The following is an 18,299-nucleotide window of genomic DNA, read 5'->3' as shown; positions in this document are numbered from 1 at the left end:
GCCTTTAAGGACGTATCCTATGTGACAGCCCGCGTCCCGATTCTCAACATGCGTGACATAAACGTCGCAGGGTTGTGATATCTAGGCACCGCAGGCGGCGTAAAGCCCGACAGCGGCAGCATTCGATACGTTCAACGACCCGAAATCAGCCGCAAAGGGAATGCGGGCAATGTGGTCACAGGTTTTCAACGTCAATTCCCGCATCCCCGGCCCTTCAGCGCCCAGAACCAAACAGACCGCACGCCCCGACAGATCATCCATCAGCTTGGGAAGTGATTCGGTCCCTGTGCCGTCCAGACCGACAAGAATGAAGCCCATGCCTTTCAGCTGGCTCAATGCCTCGGCCAGATTGGGCACGCGCAGATAGGGCTGACGTTCCAATGCGCCCGAAGCGGTCTTGGCCAATGCGCCGGTTTCAGGGGCGGAATGGCGATGCGGGGCAATTACTGCCCGCGCGCCGAAAACCTCGGCCGAGCGCAGGATCGCACCGATGTTATGGGGATCGGTTACGCGGTCCAGAGCCACCAACAGCGGACGTTTTTCACCGGGGGCCTCGCGCAGGGCGACTTCGCTAAGGCTGCCCCATTTCAAAGGCTTGACCTCAAGCGCGGCACCTTGATGAACGCTTTCTGCGGACAATGGCACGGCCTTGTCGAAGACACGCGGGTCGGTGACCTCCGGCTCCATCCCGTGCAATTCGCCCAGACGGGTGACCGCATTCGGTGTCACCACAAGGCGCAGCTTTTCGCGCTGCGGATTTGCAAGCGCATCGCGCACGGCATGCAGACCGAACAACCACACGGTCTCGGCCGCAGCAGCGCGACGGGCGCGTTCCTTGTCGATGACCCAAGTGGGCTTTTTAGCGTTTCCGGTCTTATCAGCCATTTTTCAGTGTCCTTTCGTGCCCTCCCTCTGTGCGCCGGGACGATACATTCACGCAAGCCCCGGAAATCTGCTTGACGCCCCCGAACAGTGCAGCTAATCACCCCCCACGCCGAAAGCGATCGGCGGGCGACGTGCTGCAAGGTGCGGCAGCGGACTGTAACTCCGCCGGGGAGACCCACGCCTGGTTCGATTCCAGGGTCGCCCACCACTTCCCCCTTCCGTAAACGGACATGGCGCGAAGTTGGTGATGAAATGCCCCGATGTTGGGCGGTGTCCACAATCCTGAAACGAATCCGCTTTATATCCCGTCTAACGCGATTCGAAGGGCTTTCGATTCGCGCCATAAGTGTCTAGCATTTGATGTTGTTGGTTTATGTGATCGGGGTCGATGGTGTCTGTACGCAAGAATAAGCAACCGAATTTGCTGATCGTCGCACAATCCGGGCGATTACAGTATGAGGCGATTATTTTTCTTGCCAGTCTGCGGGCAAATGCGCCCGATTGGACGGGCCGCATTATCGTTGCCGAACCGCGACCCGAAGGTGCATGGGCAGGCCATACAACTGAAATATCCCCGAACTGCCGTGACATCCTGACCGAATTCGGGGCCGAAATTCTGCCCTTTACAGCAGTGCATTTCGGCGCGCTTTATCCGCAGGGCAATAAGATCGAGGCATTGCAGGTTCTGCCCCCGAAAGAACCCTTCATATTTTTTGACACCGATACTTTGATCACCGGCCCGCTGGATCAGATCAAATTCAACTTCAAACGCCCCGCCGCCTCCATGCGCCGCGAAGGGACATGGCCCCTGCCCCCGCTTTACGGCCCTGGCTATGCCGGCATTTGGAAGTCGCTTTATGATCGCTTCGATCTGGATTTCGAATCATCGCTGGATTTGTCCCAGCCGGATGAACATTGGGAACGCTATCTGTATTTCAATGCCGGTTGGTTCTTTGGTGCCGATCCCGCCGAATTCGGCCAGCGCTTCCTTAGCTGGGCATTGGCAGTCCGTGACGAGCCACATGACGAACTTGCGTGTCAGACACTGGACCCTTGGCTTGATCAGGTGATTCTGCCTCTGGTCATCCACAGCTTTGGTGGCGGTCGCCCTGGCCCTGAACTGGATGGTCTGGATGGAGATGTTACGAATCACTATCGCAAGCTGCCGCTGCTTTACGCCCGCTTCGACGAAGCCTCGGTCGAGGCTTTGGAAAATGCAGTGGCGGATAAGAAAATCAAGCGTGTGCTGCGTGACTGGGAACCGGCCCGCAAGCTGATCTATCAGCAAAAAGGCCGAACCAAGGTCCATACGCTTTTCGCGCATCTGCCCAAGCCATTGAAAGAGCGCATGATTCGCAATCAATTGAAAAGCCGCGGTTGGTGGCTGATCTGAAGAAAAAGGCCGCCAGAGCGATCTGGCGGCCTTTCTTTTTATTCGCCTGCGCCTTCGGAAGACCGCGCCCAGATATTGACGTCACCCTTGGCGGATAATTCGTCAATCTGTGCAAGCTCGGCCTCCGAAAACGCCATATTGCCAAGCGCGCCGACGCAGTCACGCACCTGTTCAGCCCGCGAGGCGCCAATCAGGGCACTGGTAACGCGATCACCGCGCAAGACCCACGCCACAGCCATCTGGGCCAGCGATTGCCCACGGGCCTTGGCAATGTCGTTCAAGCCGTTCAGGCGGGAGATCATGTCATCACTCAGCCAGTCAGGCGACAAGGACTTGCCTTGAGCCGCACGGCTGCCTTCGGGGATGCCCTTCAGGTATTTGCCGGTCAGCATACCCTGCGCCAGCGGCGTAAAGACGATGCTGCCGATGCCCCGATCGTCCAGCGTGTCCAGCAGACCGTCGTTTTCGACCCAACGGTTCAGCATGTTATAGCTGGGCTGGTGGATCACACAGGGCGTGCCCAGATCCTTCAGGATCGCGGCGGCTTCCTGCGTGCGCTGGCTGTTATAGCTGCTGATCCCGACATAAAGCGCCCTGCCCGACCGGACGATATGATCCAGCGCGCCCATGGTTTCTTCCAAGGGCGTGTCGGGATCGAAACGGTGAGAATAGAAGATATCGACGTAATCCAGCCCCATCCGCTTCAGCGATTGGTCACAGCTGGCAATCAGCGATTTGCGGCTGCCCATTTCGCCATAGGGGCCGGGCCACATATTATAGCCAGCCTTGCTGCTGATGATCAGCTCGTCGCGATAGCCGGCGAAATCATTTCGCATGATCTCGCCAAAGGCTTCCTCGGCGCTGCCCGGCGGGGGGCCATAGTTATTGGCCAGATCGAAATGGGTAATGCCCAGATCGAACGCCGTGCGACAGATGTCGCGTTTGGTCTGATGGGGGGTGTCGTGGCCGAAATTATGCCACAACCCCAAACTCAGCGCGGGCAATCGTAACCCCGAACGACCGCAGCGGCGATATTTCATCGCCTCGTAACGGTCACCGGCGGGTTGATAACGGGTGTTAGTCGCCATGTGTCAAAACCTCCTCGCATCGGGCGCAAACGCCCGGATGTGCATGTTTGCCCACATCGGGAAGGATTTTCCAGCACCGCTGGCATTTGTCCCCCTCGGCACGTTCAAAGACGACACCGATGCCCCCGATATCGGACAGGCGGAATGCCTCGGACGGCACCGGATCGCTGGTCAGCGACAAATCCGAAGTGATGCAGATATCCGCAAATGCCACCGATTTCAGCGCGGCCAACGTATCGGTGTCCTCGACATGGACCACGGGGGCCGCTTCCAAGCTGGCACCGATGGTCTTGTCGCTGCGCTTGACCTCCAACGCGGCGGTGACGACGCGGCGGGCGCGGCGCACCTGATCCCATTTCACAGCCAGCGGTTCGTTCAGCCAATCGGCAGGGGTCACCGCAAAGTCATGCAGGTGGATACTGTCGTCCTCCGACGGGAAGCGCGACAGCCAGACATCCTCCATGGTAAAGGGCAGGATCGGGGCCAGCCATGTCACCAGGCGGTGATACAGCAGGTCCAGAACCGTCCGCGCAGCACGGCGGCGTAGGCTGTTCGGCGCGTCGCAATAGAGCGCGTCCTTGCGGATATCAAAATAAAAGGCCGACATTTCCAGCGTGCAGAACTGGAACAGCGTTTGGAACACGCCTTGGAAGTCGAACTGGTCATAGCCGCTGCGGACCTGATGATCCAGTTGCGCCAGACGGTGCAGGACCCATTGTTCCAACTCCGGCATCTCGGCCAGATCGACGCGCTCGGATTCGTCGAATTCCGACAGCGCACCCAACAGGAAGCGCAGCGTGTTGCGAAGGCGGCGATAGCTGTCGGCCGTGCCCTTCAGGATCTCCGGCCCGATCCGCTGGTCGGCGGTATAATCGGCCTGCGCCACCCACAGACGCAGGATGTCGGCACCGTATTGTTCGATGACCTTGGCGGGGACGATGGTATTGCCAAGCGACTTGGACATTTTCATGCCCTTTTCGTCCAGCGTGAAACCATGCGTCACCACATTGCGGTAAGGCGCGCGGCCCTTGGTCGCCGATGCCTGCAGCAGCGAGGACTGGAACCAACCGCGATGCTGGTCGGTGCCCTCCATATAGACGTCGGCGATGCCATCCGGCACGCCATCCTGACGGTCGCGCAGCACGAAGGCATGGGTCGAGCCGCTGTCGAACCACACGTCCAGCACGTCCATGACCTGATCATAGTCGTCAGGGTTGGCGATGCCGTCCAGCATTTGTTCCTTGAAGCCGTCACGATACCAGATATCGGCACCGTCGACCTCGAACGCGGCGATGATTCGGTCATTCAGACGCGCGTCGCGCAGCAGGAAGTCCTCAGCCGTCGGCTGGACACCGCGTTTCACAAAGCAGGTCAGCGGAACGCCCCATGCACGCTGCCGCGACAGAACCCAATCCGGACGGTTCGAGACCATCGAATGGATGCGGTTGCGACCCGATTGCGGCCACCATTTCACCAGCTTGTCGATGCTGGTCAGTGCACGTGCACGGATGCTGTCGCCATGCTGGCCCATGCCGTCTTCCAACGGCTTGTCGATCGCGGCGAACCACTGCGCCGTATTGCGATAAATCAGCGGCGCCTTGGACCGCCAGCTGTGGGGATAGCTGTGCTTGACCTTACCCTTGGCCAGCAAACCACCGGCCCATGCCAACTGCTTGATCACGCTGACATTGGCGGGACCGTCCTTGCCATCAGGCGCGATGATCGCCTGACCGCCGAACAGCGGCAGATCGGCGCGATAACTGCCGTCCGGTTCGACATTATAGGTCATGGGCAGCTTGAAGCGCAGACCCAGTTGATAGTCGTCATCACCGTGGCTGGGGGCGGTATGAACAAAGCCCGTCCCCGCATCGTCGGTCACATGATCGCCCGGCAGCAGCGGGACGTCATAGTCCCATTCCCCCTGCCCGCCTTCGACACCGCGGAAGGGATGCGCCAGCAAAACGCCCTCCAGTTCGGCGGCGGGGACATCGGCCACGCGGGTCCAGTCCTGAACCTTGGCCGAGGCCATCACGCCTTCGGCAAGTGCATCGGCCAGAACCAGCAGTTCACCGGTGGTGGTTGTCGCATTCTCGGCAACCTCACCGACCTTATACAGGCCATAGGCAATGTCGGGGTTAAAGGCGACGGCGCGGTTTTGCGGGATGGTCCAAGGGGTCGTGGTCCAGATGACCACCGACGCGCCCTGCAGCGCATCGCCCACCGGCTTGAAGCGCACCCAGATCGTGTGGCTGGTGTGGTCGTGGTATTCGACCTCGGCCTCGGCCAGTGCGGTCTTTTCGACCGGCGACCACATCACGGGTTTCGAGCCCTGATACAGGCTGCCATTCATCAGCAGCTTCATGAATTCGCCGGCAATCACAGCCTCGGCGTGGAAGTCCATGGTCAGATAGGGATCGTCCCATTTGCCGGTGATGCCAAGGCGCTTGAATTCGTCGCGCTGGATAGACACCCAGTCATCGGCAAAGCGGCGGCATTCCTGACGGAATTCGACCACATCGACGGCGTCTTTATCACGACCCTCGTTGCGGTATTTTTCCTCGATCTTCCATTCGATGGGCAGACCGTGGCAATCCCAGCCCGGCACATAGCGGGCATCGCGGCCCATCATCTGGTGACTGCGCACAATGATGTCCTTGATGGTCTTGTTCAGCGCGTGGCCGATATGCAGGTGGCCGTTGGCATAGGGGGGGCCATCATGCAGCACAAAGGGCGCGCGGCCTTCGGCGCGTTCGCGCAGCCGGTCATAGATGCCGATGCGGGCCCAACGGTCCAGCCATTCGGGTTCGCGCTGCGGCAGACCTGCCCGCATCGGGAAGTCGGTCTGGGGCAGGAAGACGGTGTCGCGGTAATCGGGGGTATCGGCGCTGTTTTCGGCGGCCATCGGGGCGTTCCTTCGTAAGATGTTCGGACAAGGCTAACCCGGCAGCGTGAAGGGTCACGCCACCGGGCTGCTAATTCGAGATCCGAACGCCGGAAATTCCATGTCTCCCTCTATATGAATCGCCACGATGGGCTGCAAGCATTGAACCTTGCCGTGGCAACCTTCATCCCGACGCGTTACAATGTTCCGACCCCCAGCCAAGGCATGCCCCATGCACCCTGCCCCCATGCGATCACGCCAGACCCGACGCGACGCAGAGCTGGGACGGTTTGTCCGTCGCCGCTTCGGGTTGCGGGGGACATTGGCCCTGCACAGGCACGCATTCGGGGCCGATCTGCTGCGGGCACCGCTGAATGTCATGCTGGCCCCCGTTGCACTTATCCTGCAACTGATCGCGGCTTTGCTGGGCAAATGCGGGGCAAAACGCCTTGCGGCGCGAATTTCGGGCCTGCGGATTTTTCTGGCATCCGATATGTCGGCGCGCATCCATCGGGATCTGTCCGATCTGGTCGCCGGTCTTCAGGCGCAGGGTCTGGGACCAGATGCAACACCGGAGCGGATCAAGGAAACCCTGCGCCTGCATGTCGAGGCACGCAACGCAGTGGCCGAAATCACCACATCCCTGATCGTTCTGGTATCAGGATTTATTTTGTTCCAGCGCGCCACACCGGGGCTGATTTCACTGGCGGGTCCAATGGCGCAGATGCGGGCCCATGGCGCGGCCGTCCGCGATTTCGCCATGGGCGAGACCCTTGGCCGCGCGTGGTATTGGGCCTTTCCGGTCGAACTGTCGCCGCTTTATGTTGTGGCGACTGGTGTCGTTCTGGCCCTGATGGGATCAATCGTGACCACCTTTGCGGGGGTCATCGCCGATCCGGTGCAATTGCTAACCGGCATCCACAAACGCCGGTTGTCCCGTCTGATGACGCGACTGGACCAGCAAAACGACAACGCAGTTCCTGCGCCCGAACATCTACTGGCCCGTTTGGGCGATATCAGTGAAACCTTGGCAATCGTCTGGCGGTCGTGGCGGAATTAACCGCGTCCGCGATAGGTGGGGACCGCCTGATCTGGCAGCCACAGACCGGCAGGTGCCGCAGCCGTTTGCCAGAACACGTCGATCGGCATGCCACCGCGCGGATACCAGTAACCACCGATTCGCAGCCATTGAGGGTCCAGCAGGTCGACGATCCGCTTGCCGATGCCAACCGTGCAATCTTCGTGGAAGGCACCGTGGTTGCGGAAACTGCCCAGAAACAACTTCAGCGATTTTGATTCGACCAGCCAGTCGCGCGGGACATAATCAATCATCAGATGCGCGAAATCGGGCTGGCCGGTGATTGGGCACAGGCTGGTGAATTCGGGCTGGGTAAAGCGCACCGCATAAAGCGTGTCGGGCTGGGGGTTCGGGACCCGTTCCAGCACCGCCTCCTCGGGGGATTGCGGCAGGGTGGTGTTGGCGCCAAGCTGGGTCAGCGCGTCTGTATAATGGCTCATCTAAGGCTCCTGTTTTGACCGGGTGGGCTACGACCGGAAAGGCTCCGATAGCAAACCGCCAGCCCCCCGCCAAGAGGCAGCCTTAGCCCCGCATCCGTGGCGGGCGCGGATGGTGCAGCGGCAACTGCCACCCCCAGTACAGACTGCCCGCCCGCAAAATCCAGACAACCACAGTGCAAACGACCAAGGATGGCCCGGATCCGAAACCCGTCCACAACATGACAACTGCCGCCGCCGCACCACCGAAGGCGGCGGTCAGATACAGCTGGCGGTGTTTCAGAACCAAGGGGACCTCATTCCCGACAACATCGCGCATCAAGCCGCCGAAGGTGCCTGTCACAACGCCCATGATGATGATGATGACGGGACCGAACCCCCCCTCGATGGCGACACCAGCCCCTGCTGCGACAGCGACCGCCAAGGCGACCGAATCAAGCCAGACCAACCATTTGTACCGGCTTTCGAACAGATGCGCGGTCCAGAAAACCACCAGCGCCGTGACCGCCGACATCACGACATAGGCCGGTTGCGCCACCCAGAAGACCATATCCCGCCCAAGGATCAGGTCGCGCAAGGTGCCACCCCCGACTGCCGTCAGCGAGGCCATGAACACAAAGCCCACCGGATCAAGCTGTGCGCGACTGGCCACCAGCGCACCGGTAATGGCAAAAATCAGCACCGAGGAGTAATCCAGAAACGCGACAAAAGCCTCGGGGGTCATTTGAAGGGGGCCATGCCGCCACGGGCCAATTCGTCGGCGCGTTCGTTTTCGGCGTGTCCGGCATGGCCCTTGATCCAGCGCCATTCGACGGTATGGGTTTTCTGCGCCTCATCCAGACGCTGCCACAATTCGACATTCTTGACCGGCTTGCGGTCTGCCGTCTTCCAGCCGTTGCGCTTCCAGCCATGGATCCATTGGGTCACGCCGTTTTTGACATAGGCGCTGTCGGTGACGATCACGATCTGGCTGGGGCGGGTCAGCGTTTCCAGCGCACTGATCGCGGCCATCAACTCCATCCGGTTATTGGTGGTGGCTGCCTCGCCCCCTGCCAGTTCGCGTTCTTTAACGACAGTTTCGCCATCCATCGCACGCATCAGCACCCCCCAGCCACCGGGGCCGGGATTGCCGCTGCAAGCGCCATCGGTCCATGCGAACAGCTCAGGCATCCAGAACCCCCGGAAGGGCAGCGATACGGTCCAGCCAGCGTCCGATGGCCGGAAAGCGGTCCATGTCAAAGCCGCCGCGCGAACCCGCGGTGCAGGTATAGCCGTAAAGGCTGATATCGGCCAAACTGACCTGATCGCCCGCCAGCCAATCGGCCTTGGCCAGCCGATCCTCCATCACCTGCAAGACGCCATGGCCCCGTTCCAGCAGATCGGCCAGCCGTTCCGGCGTCGCTTCGGCGGCGCGATGGGGATAGCTGACCAGCGCCTGACGCACGGCAATGACCGGTTCGTGGTTATATTGTTCCCAGAACATCCAGCCCAGCATTTGCGCCCGCAGGGTGGCATCATCGGGGATAAAGGGCGTGTCTTCGCCCAGATACCACAGAATCGCGTTTGATTCGGCCAAGGCCTGCCCATCATCCAGCACCAGCGTCGGCAGTTTGCCAAAGGGCAACACACCCTGCGCCTTGGCCCGCACCAAAGCGTCCGAGCCTGCCTCGCAATCGACGATATCGGCGGGCTTGCCGGTCAGCGCCAGCAGAACCCTTGCCTTCAGGCTGTTTCCGGAAGACGGCATTGAATAAAGCTGCATCTGGCACCTTTGTCGGCTGGTGGTGGGGCGACCCTGTGCGTCAGGCCGTTTCGCGCAAGACCCGCGGGACTTTGAATTCAACATTTTCCACGGCTGTTTCAACCACTTCCAACGTCACATCGAAGCGGGCGCGAAAGGCATCGACGACCTCGTTGACCAGAACCTCGGGGGCGCTGGCACCGGCAGTGACACCCACGGCGCGCGACCCTTCGATGGCACGCCAGTCGATCTGGTCGGCCCGCATCACCAGCTGGGAATAGGCGCAACCCTCGGCGCGACCGACCTCGACCAGCCGTTTCGAGTTGCTGGAGTTTTCCGCCCCGATCACCAGCAGCGCATCGATCTTGGGCGCAACTGCCTTGACCGCCGCCTGTCGGTTTGTGGTAGCATAGCAGATGTCTTCCTTGGCCGGTCCGATGATGGCCGGAAAACGGGCGTGCAACGCGGCCACAATGGCGGCTGTGTCATCAACCGACAGTGTCGTCTGGGTGATAAAGGCCAGACTTTCGGGATCGCGCGGCGTGATCGTGGCGACATCGGCCTCGGTCTCGACCAGAATCACCTCGCCTTCAGGCAGCTGGCCCATGGTGCCCAGAACCTCGGGGTGGCCGGCATGACCGATCATCACCATCTGCAAGCCGTTGGCATGATGGCGCTCTGCCTCGATATGGACCTTGCTGACCAGCGGACAGGTCGCATCGACATAGACCATTTCGCGGCGCTGCGCTTCGGCGGGCACCGATTTCGGCACACCATGCGCCGAAAAGATCACCGGCCTGTCGGTCGGGCAATCGTCCAGTTCTTCCACAAACACCGCGCCCTTCGCTTTTAGCGAATCAACGACGAATTTATTGTGCACGATTTCATGCCGGACAAAGACGGGGGCGCCCCATTTCTGCAACGCCAGCTCGACGATTTTGATGGCACGGTCCACACCGGCGCAAAAACCGCGCGGCGCAGCCAGATAAAGGGTCAAAGGCGGCTTCTGATGTTCCATCCCAATCAGGTAGCGCGGCACGGCCCTTTCGTCCAGCACCTGCGCATTCACATCTGTTATGCGTCAGCCCGCAACCGACAACAGTCCGGCCACATCCATATGGGCTTCCAGATGGTCGGCCAGATCGTCCAGCGCCTGATCGACCCCTGCCTCGTACCCCGGCTGCGAAGGTGTGCCCATCCGCGCCAGAAACGCCGCACGGAAGCGGTCATCGGAAAACAGCCCGTGCAGATAGCTGCCCATCACCCGTCCGTCGCTGCTGATGGCCCCATCCTCAGCAGGCATCATGCCGAAAGGGCGGGCGCAATCGGGGCCGGTGGTGCGGCCCATATGGATCTCGTACCCCGAAACCGGCTGCCCCAGCGCCTGCCCTGTCACCTGAACGACGCGTTTGTCGGCGGCCATAACGGTCTGCACATCCAGCATGCCCAAACCCGCCACCTGCGCCGCCGCACCATCGCTGCCCGAGGGGTCGTCGATTATCCGGCCCAACATCTGGAAACCGCCACAGATGCCCAGCACATGCCCGCCCCGCCTGCGATGGGCCGCCAGATCAATGTCCCAACCCTGCCCGCGCAGAAATGCCAGATCGCCGATGGTCGATTTCGTGCCTGGTATAATGACCAGATCGGCATCCCCCGGTATCGCCTGCCCCGCCCGCAGCATCGTCAACCGCACGTCAGGCTCCGCCGCCAACGGGTCCAGATCGTCGAAATTCGCGATGCGCGATAGGGTCAGACAGACAATATGCAGCCCCTGCCCCCGCGACCCGCGCAAATCGACGGCATCTTCGGCGGGCAGGCGATGGGCACCGGCGAACCACGGCACGACGCCGAAACCGCGCCAGCCGGTATGCTCGGCAATCATCCGGTAGCCGTCATCGAACAAACGCGGGTCCCCGCGGAACTTATTGATCAGAAAACCGCGCACCATAGCGGCATCTTCGGGGTCGATCACAGCTTGGGTGCCGACGATCTGGGCAATGACGCCACCGCGATCAATATCGCCTGTCAGGATCACCGGCACAGCAGCGGCGCAGGCAAAGCCCATATTGGCAATATCGCGGGGACGCAGGTTCACCTCGGCAGGGCTGCCCGCACCTTCGACAATGATCAGGTCATGGGCGGCCTTCAGTCGATGAAAGCTGTCCAGCACACCCCCCAGCAACTGTGGCTTCATAGCCGCATAATCGCGTGCCTGCGCCCGACCGATGGGGCGTCCGTGCAACAGCACCTGCGATCCGGTATCGGTTTCGGGCTTTAACAGAACGGGGTTCATATCGGTCACCGGCTGCAACCCGCAGGCCCGCGCCTGCAACGCCTGCGCCCGCCCGATTTCACCGCCATCTGCCGTCACTGCCGCGTTATTTGACATATTCTGCGGCTTGAAGGGTGCAACCGACAGGCCGCGGCGCAAAGCGGCACGGCATAACCCCGCCACCAGCAAGGACTTTCCGACGTTAGAGCCGGTGCCCTGAATCATCACCGCAACCATGGGACACTCTTGCTTGCCATCATCCCCTGAGATGACTAGATAGGCGCGTCCGCAAATGAAAGGCCGAAAGCCGTGGAAAACGTCATTCTGACCGTCCATCTGATCCTGGCAGTCCTGCTGACCGGGGTTGTCCTGCTGCAACGTTCCGAAGGGGGCGGGCTGGGCATGGGCGGCGGTGGCGGTGGTGGCGGCGGCGTCATGACCGGTCGCCAAGCTGCCAATGCCATGACCCGTCTGGCCTGGATTTTCGGGATTGCGCTGTTCTGCACCTCGATCACCCTGACGATTCTTGCGGCCCGCGAAGCCAGCAACGGCTCGATCATGGACCAATTCGGTGGTACGGAAAGCCAAGAACAACCCGCAGGCAACCTGCCGTCTGTGCCGTCATACACACCGCCGCCGTCGACCAGCGGCAATCCGTTGACGCCGCCTGCTCCGGACGCGCAGGCACCTGCCGCGACGACCGAGGCACCTGCTGCGCCAGCATCCGATGTCGAAGCACCTGCAGCTGCACCCGCAACGCCGGAAGCTGCCAGCACCGAGACCCAGCCCGCCAACTGAGGCTGTTACAAAAACCTAAGGCAGGGTCACCTGCCTGACACCAACTTGCGGTCCGTTGCGACCACGGGGCGAATCAGTTATTTCTCTGACCCCGTGATGCTGGTCGTTTTGCGGCCCGCAAACTGTTAGAATTTGCATATCACGGGGGCCTTCCATGGCGCGTTACATCTTTATCACCGGCGGCGTGGTTTCGTCCCTTGGCAAGGGATTGGCCTCGGCGGCGTTGGGCGCGCTGTTGCAAGCTCGCGGTTTCACGGTTCGTTTGCGTAAACTGGACCCATATCTGAACGTCGATCCGGGCACGATGTCGCCATTCGAACACGGCGAAGTCTTCGTCACCGATGACGGCGCGGAAACCGATCTGGATCTGGGCCATTACGAACGTTTCACCGGCGTCAGCGCACGCCGCACCGACAGCGTATCTTCGGGTCGTATCTATTCCAACGTGTTGGAAAAGGAACGCCGTGGTGAATATCTGGGCAAGACCATTCAGGTCATCCCTCATGTCACCAACGAGATCAAAGACTTCCTGTCCGTTGGCGCGGATGAGGTCGATTTCATGCTGTGCGAGATCGGCGGCACCGTCGGCGACATCGAGGGCCTGCCCTTCTTCGAAGCCATCCGCCAGTTCATCCACGAGCGTCCACGCGGTGAATGCATCCTGATGCATCTGACGCTGCTGCCCTATCTGGCCGCCAGCCGTGAATTGAAAACCAAACCGACCCAGCACAGCGTCAAGGAACTGCAGTCGATCGGCCTTGCGCCCGACGTGCTGGTTTGCCGCAGCGAACATGCCATTCCGGAAAAGGAACGCGCCAAGATCGCGCTGTTCTGTAACGTCCGTCCTGACAGCGTCATTCCCGCTTATGATCTGAAATCCATCTACGAGGCCCCCTTGGCCTATCACCGTGCCGGTCTGGACCGCGCCGTGCTGGATGCCTTCCAGATCAGCCCTGCCCCGCGGCCCGATCTGACCCGTTGGGAAGATGTCATGGACCGTCTGGACCATGCCGAAGGCGAAGTGCGGATCGCCATCGTTGGCAAATACACCCAGCTGGAAGACGCCTATAAATCCATCGCCGAGGCTTTGACCCATGGCGGCATGGCCAATCGTGTCCGTGTCCGCGCGAACTGGGTGGACAGTGAAAAGCTGCAAGGTGATGGCGCGCATATGCTGGACGGCTATCACGGTATTATCGTGCCGGGTGGCTTTGGCGAACGCGGCACCGAAGGCATGGTCGCGGCAGCCCGCTATGCCCGCGAAAAGAAGGTTCCCTATCTGGGGATCTGCCTTGGCATGCAGATGGCCGTGATCGAGGCGGCCCGCAATCTGGCCGATATGCCCGACGCAGGCTCCGAGGAATTCGACCATGAAGCCGGCAAGACCCGCTTTACGCCTGTTGTCTATCACCTGAAAGAATGGGTGCAGGGCAATTACACCGTCAAGCGTAAGGTCGGTGATGACAAGGGCGGCACCATGCGCCTTGGCGCCTATACCGCCATTCTGAACGAAGGCTCTCGCATTTCGTCCATCTATGGCGGCGTGACCCAGATCGAGGATCGTCACCGCCACCGCTATGAGGTGGATGCCGCCTATCGTGAGCAGCTGGAAAAAGCCGGATTGGTCTTTTCGGGCATGTCACCGGACGGCAAACTGCCCGAGGTTGTGGAATACCCGGATCACCCGTGGTTCATCGGCGTCCAGTCCCACCCCGAACTGAAATCCAAGCCGTTCGAACCCGCGCCATTGTTCGCAGGCTTCGTCCGCGCCGCGATGGAGGAAGGGCGTCTGGTCTGACCGCCACCTCCGAATATCCGACAGGGCTGGCAGCAGCCCTGTCGTTGACCGCAAGGCGGTTTACTTACGAACGCCAAAGACCCTTCGCAGGCAGTCCCTTTGCCCGCTTCTTTCGCGAGGACGTCGCCCGCATGGGCCGCGATCTGGCCGGACAACGCCCTGAAAACCTGATGGTGCGCGCCAGTGTCGGTACACAAGGCTGGGCCAGTGTGCCTTGGCTGGCGTTCTTTGCACCCCATGTGACACGCAGCATGCGGCACGGTCTTTATGTCGTGATTTTCATCAATGCCCATGACGAACATATTACGCTGTCGCTGCAACACGGTGCAGGCGCTGCCCTGACCCAGTTGGGACCGGAACAGGGTCATCTTCATCTGCGCCATATGGCCGGCGCGACGCGCAAAATGGCAAATAAATCCGGGCATGATTTCAGCAATGATCCGATCACATTAGGATCAAAATCCGCGTTGCCTGCCGGTTATGAGGCAGGCTGCGCCCTGTCCCGCACGTGGGATGCTGCGACCATTTCGCCAAGCGCCTTGCAGGCAGACCTGACGGCCATGCTGGACATCTATCACCAGCTCACCGGTCCTTTGCCATAGCTGCAAACGCAAAACGTCGCCCCGAAGGGCGACGTTTTGCGTTGGTCTTTGACAACCTGGTGCCGATGAAGGGACTCGAACCCCCGACCCCATCATTACGAATGATGTGCTCTACCAGCTGAGCTACATCGGCAGCAGGTTGTGAGGCGGCAATTAGCACTTTCCGATTGCGGTGGAAAGAGGGCGCGCGCGATTTTTTACGCGCACGCCGATCTTATTCAGGCCTTCTTGTCGGACCAGTCCTCTTTCACGCTTGGCTCGACATCAGGGCGGACCATCATCGGTTCCGATTCTTCAACCGTTTCAGGCACCTCTACCTCGGTGGGAACCGGTTCCGGTTCGGGGGTGATGACAGTCGCCGACGGTTCTTCCACCTCGTAATAGTCGCTTTCGCGCGGGACCATGCCCGGGGCAATCTCCGGTTCCTTTTCACGCGGTTTGGCCGGCTTTCCTTCCGGCTCTGCAGGACCGGGGGGATGCGGCTGGACAGGTTCGGACAGATCGGGCGCATCCTCGATCTTGGGTCGGGGTGCCCCGACAAGCAGCGGCAGCATTTCCGCACCGGTGGATGATGACTGTGCGGTGCTGCGCGGCCCTTCGGGTTCGCGCCACGTCAGCGTGTCAAAGCCGCCGCAGCTGTCACAGACCGGCGCCCATTCATGCATGACATTATGACAGGTATCACAGACCCACTGCGGCCCGCGCGAGGCGGTCAGCGCACGTGCCAACCAGCCACGAACCACACTGTCATCGGCACCTTCACCCCGTTCGACTGCTGCCATAATGGACAGCGTACGCACGGTCGGATGCTTTTCGGCCAGATCGCCGAGTGCACGACGTGCGCCGGGGAAATCCTCGGCTGACAGCAGCAATTCCGCTTTCAGAAGCTGCGTTTCCTCGTGGTCGGGGTTCTTGCGGATCAGGGCCTGGAAACGGCGCAGGCGGGCAGCCGGCGTTTCATCCGGCACAATGTCAGCATAGGCACCCGCAATATCCGGATGCGGACGGACCGACCACGTTTTTTCCAGAATGCGCGACGCACTGCGGAAATCTTTCTGCGCGGTATAGCTGCGCGCGGCCAGCACGGCAGCGGGAATCAGATCGGGCGAGGCTTTGGCAGCGGAAATGGCGGCCTCGCGGGCGCTGATCGAATTGCCCTCGGCCAGAACATCGCTGGCCTGTTGCAGGGCCAGAACGGCATCGCGGCGCAGGGCAACATCTTTGGGAAGATCGCCTTGATTGCGCTTGTCCTTCAGGGTCTGACGTGCGCCCTTCCAGTCATGTTCACGCGTCTGCAGATCCAGCAGCGTGTCCTGCGTTTCCTTATGCCGCGGCTTTAGCGCATAAGCCTTTTGTGCCAGCAGCAGCGCCTTATGGGTGTCCCCCTCGGCCAGTTTCTGGCGCATCAGGCCACGAACACCGACAAAGCGCGTCCTGTCGTCTTCCAGCAGTTTTTTGTAAACGGCAATCGCGCGACGCGAATCGCCTGCCGTTTCGGCGGCCTGCGCCGCCAGCAGGTTGGTCATATGCGGCTGGTTCAGATATTTCGCGGCCTTCGCGGCCTTATCCTGCGCCAGCTTGCCTTCCCCCGAGGCGACAGCAAGCATCCCTTCGCTAAAGGCTTCATAGCCTTTACGCTGACGCGAACGGGCGAAATAGCGGTTCACCGCCGTTTCGTCACCCGCAAGGAACCGCAAAAAGGCCAACAGCAGACCCAAGACCTTGAAGACGACCCAAGCCAGCACCATCAGCACAAGGACGGCAACGACCGCTTTGACCGGCGTCAGGGCAATTTCCGTGCCGCCGTATTGAATGCGCAGCATCTGGGCGGTTTCGGACAGATGCACCGCACCCAAAGCCAGCGCCAGAATAACGGCAAAAAAGAACAGGATTTTCAGCAGGGACAACAGCATGTTGCAGACCTCAATTCTGGCCGGAGGACAGATCGGTCAGCGCCGACTGTGCCTGCGTATAGGCGGTTGCGCGGGTCAGCCAGTCGGCCATGGCAGGCGTGGTGCGGGCCGCCTCGGGCAGGCTTTCGATTTCGGCAAGGGCAGGTGCGATTCGGCCAGCCTCGACCTCGGCGTTGGCGCGTGACAGCACGGCGTCGGCGTCATCACCCTCTCGCGCGGCGATAGAGCGTGCACCGGTCTGGGCGCGCAGGAAATTCGTCAGCATATTCCCTTCACCACTGGCGCTGCTTTCGCTTAGCGCGGCGCGCAGGCTGGCACGGGCGGCATCGGAAAATTCGCTTTGCAGACTGGTCAGGCTGGGCACTTCGACCGTCAGCGCCTCCGGCGTGTCCAGTCCTGCACCTTCAAGCGTTGCGCGGGCGTCATCGGGCGTTACCCCGCGATCCAGCGCGGATTGCAGGGATGCGATGGCCGCGACGGCTTCGGCACGACGGGTGCTGGCCTCAGCTGCGCTTTGCAGTTCCTGCGCTTCGGTGCGGGCAGCTTCCAGACGGCTTTCAGCCTCGGCTGCGGCGGCTTCGATCTGCTGCTGCAAGGCACCAGCAGCTTCGGGATCAAAACTGCCGCTTTCGGCCATCTCGTCCAGCCGGGCCTGCTGTTCATCCAGACGCTGGGTCAGAGCGGCAAGCTGGCTGTCCAGCTGTTCGCTTCCTTGCGGTCCGCCTTCGGCTGGCGGGGGCGCAGCGGGACGGCTTTCCAGCGCGGCGATGCGATCCTCAAGATCGGCAGGCAACCCTGCAGGGGCGGGCATCGCGCCCATTTCTTCGGCGACAGCGCGGCGGGCGGCCTGCTGGGCCAATGCGGCAACATCTTGCGGTGCGGCGGCAGGGCCGCCTTGCGGGAATGGCTGCCATTGGGGCGGCACATGCGGCAAGGCATAAATCGCGGCAGCCGCGCCAAGACCTGCGGCCACAACGCCGCCAAAGACCACAGGCCAGAAACCGGTTTTCTTCACAGGTGCAGATTTCACCGCAGTTTTCTCGGCCGGTTTGGCAGGCGGAGGCGTCGGCTTTGCCTCCTCTTTGGCAAATGGCGTCTGCGCGGGCTTTACAGCATCAGGCTGCGTCTTCTTATCGGTCACGGGCTTATCTGCCGCGGGTTTTGCATCAGCAGGTTTGGCAGTCGCCGCCGGCAGTCCACCTTTGGCATCACCAACCAAGGTCGAAGGGGCCGCACTGATTTTGCCTGGCTGACCGGCCTGCGCGGGCTTGCCCGCCTCGACCCCGATATTTGCCAAGGCGCCGGGCGCGGCAGGCTGTTTGCGGTCGGCTGTCTTGGCCGGTTGTTGGGTGGCCGGTTGCTTGGCCTTGGGTTTATCTGGCTGTTTCACGTCTTGTCCCCGTCTCGGTG

16 protein-coding genes and 2 tRNA genes are annotated in these 18,299 nt (G+C 61.1%); 6 read left to right on the top strand and 12 right to left on the bottom strand.

Annotation, left to right across the window (positions count from 1 at the left end):
- Positions 1-81: 81 nt before the first annotated feature.
- Entirely contained in the window at positions 82-885 is an 804-nt protein-coding gene (rlmB, locus tag DWB67_RS06855; protein WP_119806779.1) for a 23S rRNA (guanosine(2251)-2'-O)-methyltransferase RlmB, read from the bottom strand.
- A gap of 124 nt (positions 886-1,009) precedes the next feature.
- Here rlmB and DWB67_RS06850 point away from each other — a divergent pair.
- Both DWB67_RS06850 and DWB67_RS06845 read left to right on the top strand, forming a co-directional pair.
- Positions 1,010-1,093, top strand: a tRNA-Tyr gene (locus DWB67_RS06850).
- A 180-nt stretch (positions 1,094-1,273) separates the two neighbouring features.
- On the top strand, positions 1,274-2,278 hold the full coding sequence (locus DWB67_RS06845) for a hypothetical protein (RefSeq protein WP_119806778.1): 1,005 nt from the start codon (positions 1,274-1,276) through the stop codon (positions 2,276-2,278).
- A 38-nt stretch (positions 2,279-2,316) separates the two neighbouring features.
- Here the strand turns inward: DWB67_RS06845 and mgrA are convergent, their stop codons facing one another.
- Together mgrA and ileS are read right to left on the bottom strand one after the other, a co-directional pair.
- Positions 2,317-3,366, bottom strand: coding sequence for an L-glyceraldehyde 3-phosphate reductase (mgrA, locus tag DWB67_RS06840; RefSeq protein WP_119806777.1), 1,050 nt, complete (start codon positions 3,364-3,366; stop codon positions 2,317-2,319).
- Positions 3,356-6,268: an isoleucine--tRNA ligase gene (gene ileS, locus DWB67_RS06835; RefSeq protein WP_119806776.1), complete on the bottom strand. Its 2,913-nt coding sequence runs from the start codon at positions 6,266-6,268 to the stop codon at positions 3,356-3,358. Before ileS ends, mgrA begins: the two co-directional genes overlap by 11 nt.
- 211 nt (positions 6,269-6,479) lie before the next feature.
- On the opposite strand from ileS, the gene DWB67_RS06830 reads away from it, so the two are divergent.
- A complete protein-coding gene (locus DWB67_RS06830; RefSeq protein ID WP_119806775.1) occupies positions 6,480-7,307 on the top strand; it encodes a DUF6635 family protein in 828 nt (275 codons plus the stop codon).
- Here the strand turns inward: DWB67_RS06830 and queF are convergent.
- From queF to DWB67_RS06800, 6 genes are all read right to left on the bottom strand, one after another.
- On the bottom strand, positions 7,304-7,765 hold the full coding sequence (queF, locus tag DWB67_RS06825) for a preQ(1) synthase (protein ID WP_119806774.1): 462 nt from the start codon (positions 7,763-7,765) through the stop codon (positions 7,304-7,306). The genes DWB67_RS06830 and queF overlap by 4 nt on opposite strands.
- Positions 7,766-7,847: 82 nt before the next feature.
- Positions 7,848-8,486 (bottom strand): trimeric intracellular cation channel family protein, encoded by a 639-nt coding sequence (locus tag DWB67_RS06820; protein ID WP_119806773.1) that lies wholly within the window; start codon positions 8,484-8,486, stop codon positions 7,848-7,850.
- Positions 8,483-8,932 (bottom strand): ribonuclease HI, encoded by a 450-nt coding sequence (gene rnhA, locus DWB67_RS06815; RefSeq protein ID WP_119806772.1) that lies wholly within the window; start codon positions 8,930-8,932, stop codon positions 8,483-8,485. The genes DWB67_RS06820 and rnhA overlap by 4 nt, the downstream gene beginning before the upstream one ends.
- A complete protein-coding gene (locus DWB67_RS06810; RefSeq protein ID WP_119806771.1) occupies positions 8,925-9,524 on the bottom strand; it encodes a glutathione S-transferase family protein in 600 nt (199 codons plus the stop codon). The genes rnhA and DWB67_RS06810 overlap by 8 nt, the downstream gene beginning before the upstream one ends.
- Before the next feature lie 40 nt (positions 9,525-9,564).
- Positions 9,565-10,521: a 4-hydroxy-3-methylbut-2-enyl diphosphate reductase gene (gene ispH / locus DWB67_RS06805; RefSeq protein WP_119806916.1), complete on the bottom strand. Its 957-nt coding sequence runs from the start codon at positions 10,519-10,521 to the stop codon at positions 9,565-9,567.
- A gap of 63 nt (positions 10,522-10,584) precedes the next feature.
- A complete protein-coding gene (locus DWB67_RS06800) occupies positions 10,585-12,015 on the bottom strand; it encodes a cobyric acid synthase (RefSeq protein WP_119806770.1) in 1,431 nt (476 codons plus the stop codon).
- A 72-nt stretch (positions 12,016-12,087) separates the two neighbouring features.
- Between DWB67_RS06800 and secG the strand changes: the two genes are divergently transcribed.
- The 3 genes from secG to DWB67_RS06785 all read left to right on the top strand — a co-directional run bounded on the left by secG (position 12,088) and on the right by DWB67_RS06785 (position 14,976).
- Positions 12,088-12,576: a preprotein translocase subunit SecG gene (gene secG / locus DWB67_RS06795; RefSeq protein ID WP_119806769.1), complete on the top strand. Its 489-nt coding sequence runs from the start codon at positions 12,088-12,090 to the stop codon at positions 12,574-12,576.
- A 154-nt stretch (positions 12,577-12,730) separates the two neighbouring features.
- On the top strand, positions 12,731-14,374 hold the full coding sequence (locus DWB67_RS06790) for a CTP synthase (protein ID WP_119806768.1): 1,644 nt from the start codon (positions 12,731-12,733) through the stop codon (positions 14,372-14,374).
- A complete protein-coding gene (locus DWB67_RS06785; protein WP_119806767.1) occupies positions 14,263-14,976 on the top strand; it encodes an MrcB family domain-containing protein in 714 nt (237 codons plus the stop codon). Before DWB67_RS06790 ends, DWB67_RS06785 begins: the two co-directional genes overlap by 112 nt.
- A 57-nt stretch (positions 14,977-15,033) precedes the next feature.
- Here DWB67_RS06785 and DWB67_RS06780 read toward each other — a convergent pair.
- From DWB67_RS06780 to DWB67_RS06770, 3 genes are all read right to left on the bottom strand, one after another.
- Positions 15,034-15,109, bottom strand: a tRNA-Thr gene (locus tag DWB67_RS06780).
- Positions 15,110-15,194: 85 nt separating this feature from the next.
- Positions 15,195-16,889 (bottom strand): heme biosynthesis protein HemY, encoded by a 1,695-nt coding sequence (locus DWB67_RS06775; RefSeq protein WP_119806766.1) that lies wholly within the window; start codon positions 16,887-16,889, stop codon positions 15,195-15,197.
- A gap of 10 nt (positions 16,890-16,899) precedes the next feature.
- Complete coding sequence (locus tag DWB67_RS06770; RefSeq protein WP_119806765.1) at positions 16,900-18,279, bottom strand: COG4223 family protein; 1,380 nt, start codon at positions 18,277-18,279, stop codon at positions 16,900-16,902.
- Positions 18,280-18,299: the final 20 nt, after the last annotated feature.

The sequence above is a fragment of the Paracoccus sp. JM45 genome, from assembly GCF_003590715.1.
GTDB lineage: Bacteria > Pseudomonadota > Alphaproteobacteria > Rhodobacterales > Rhodobacteraceae > Paracoccus.
This window is presented reverse-complemented; position numbering and strand designations above follow the sequence as displayed.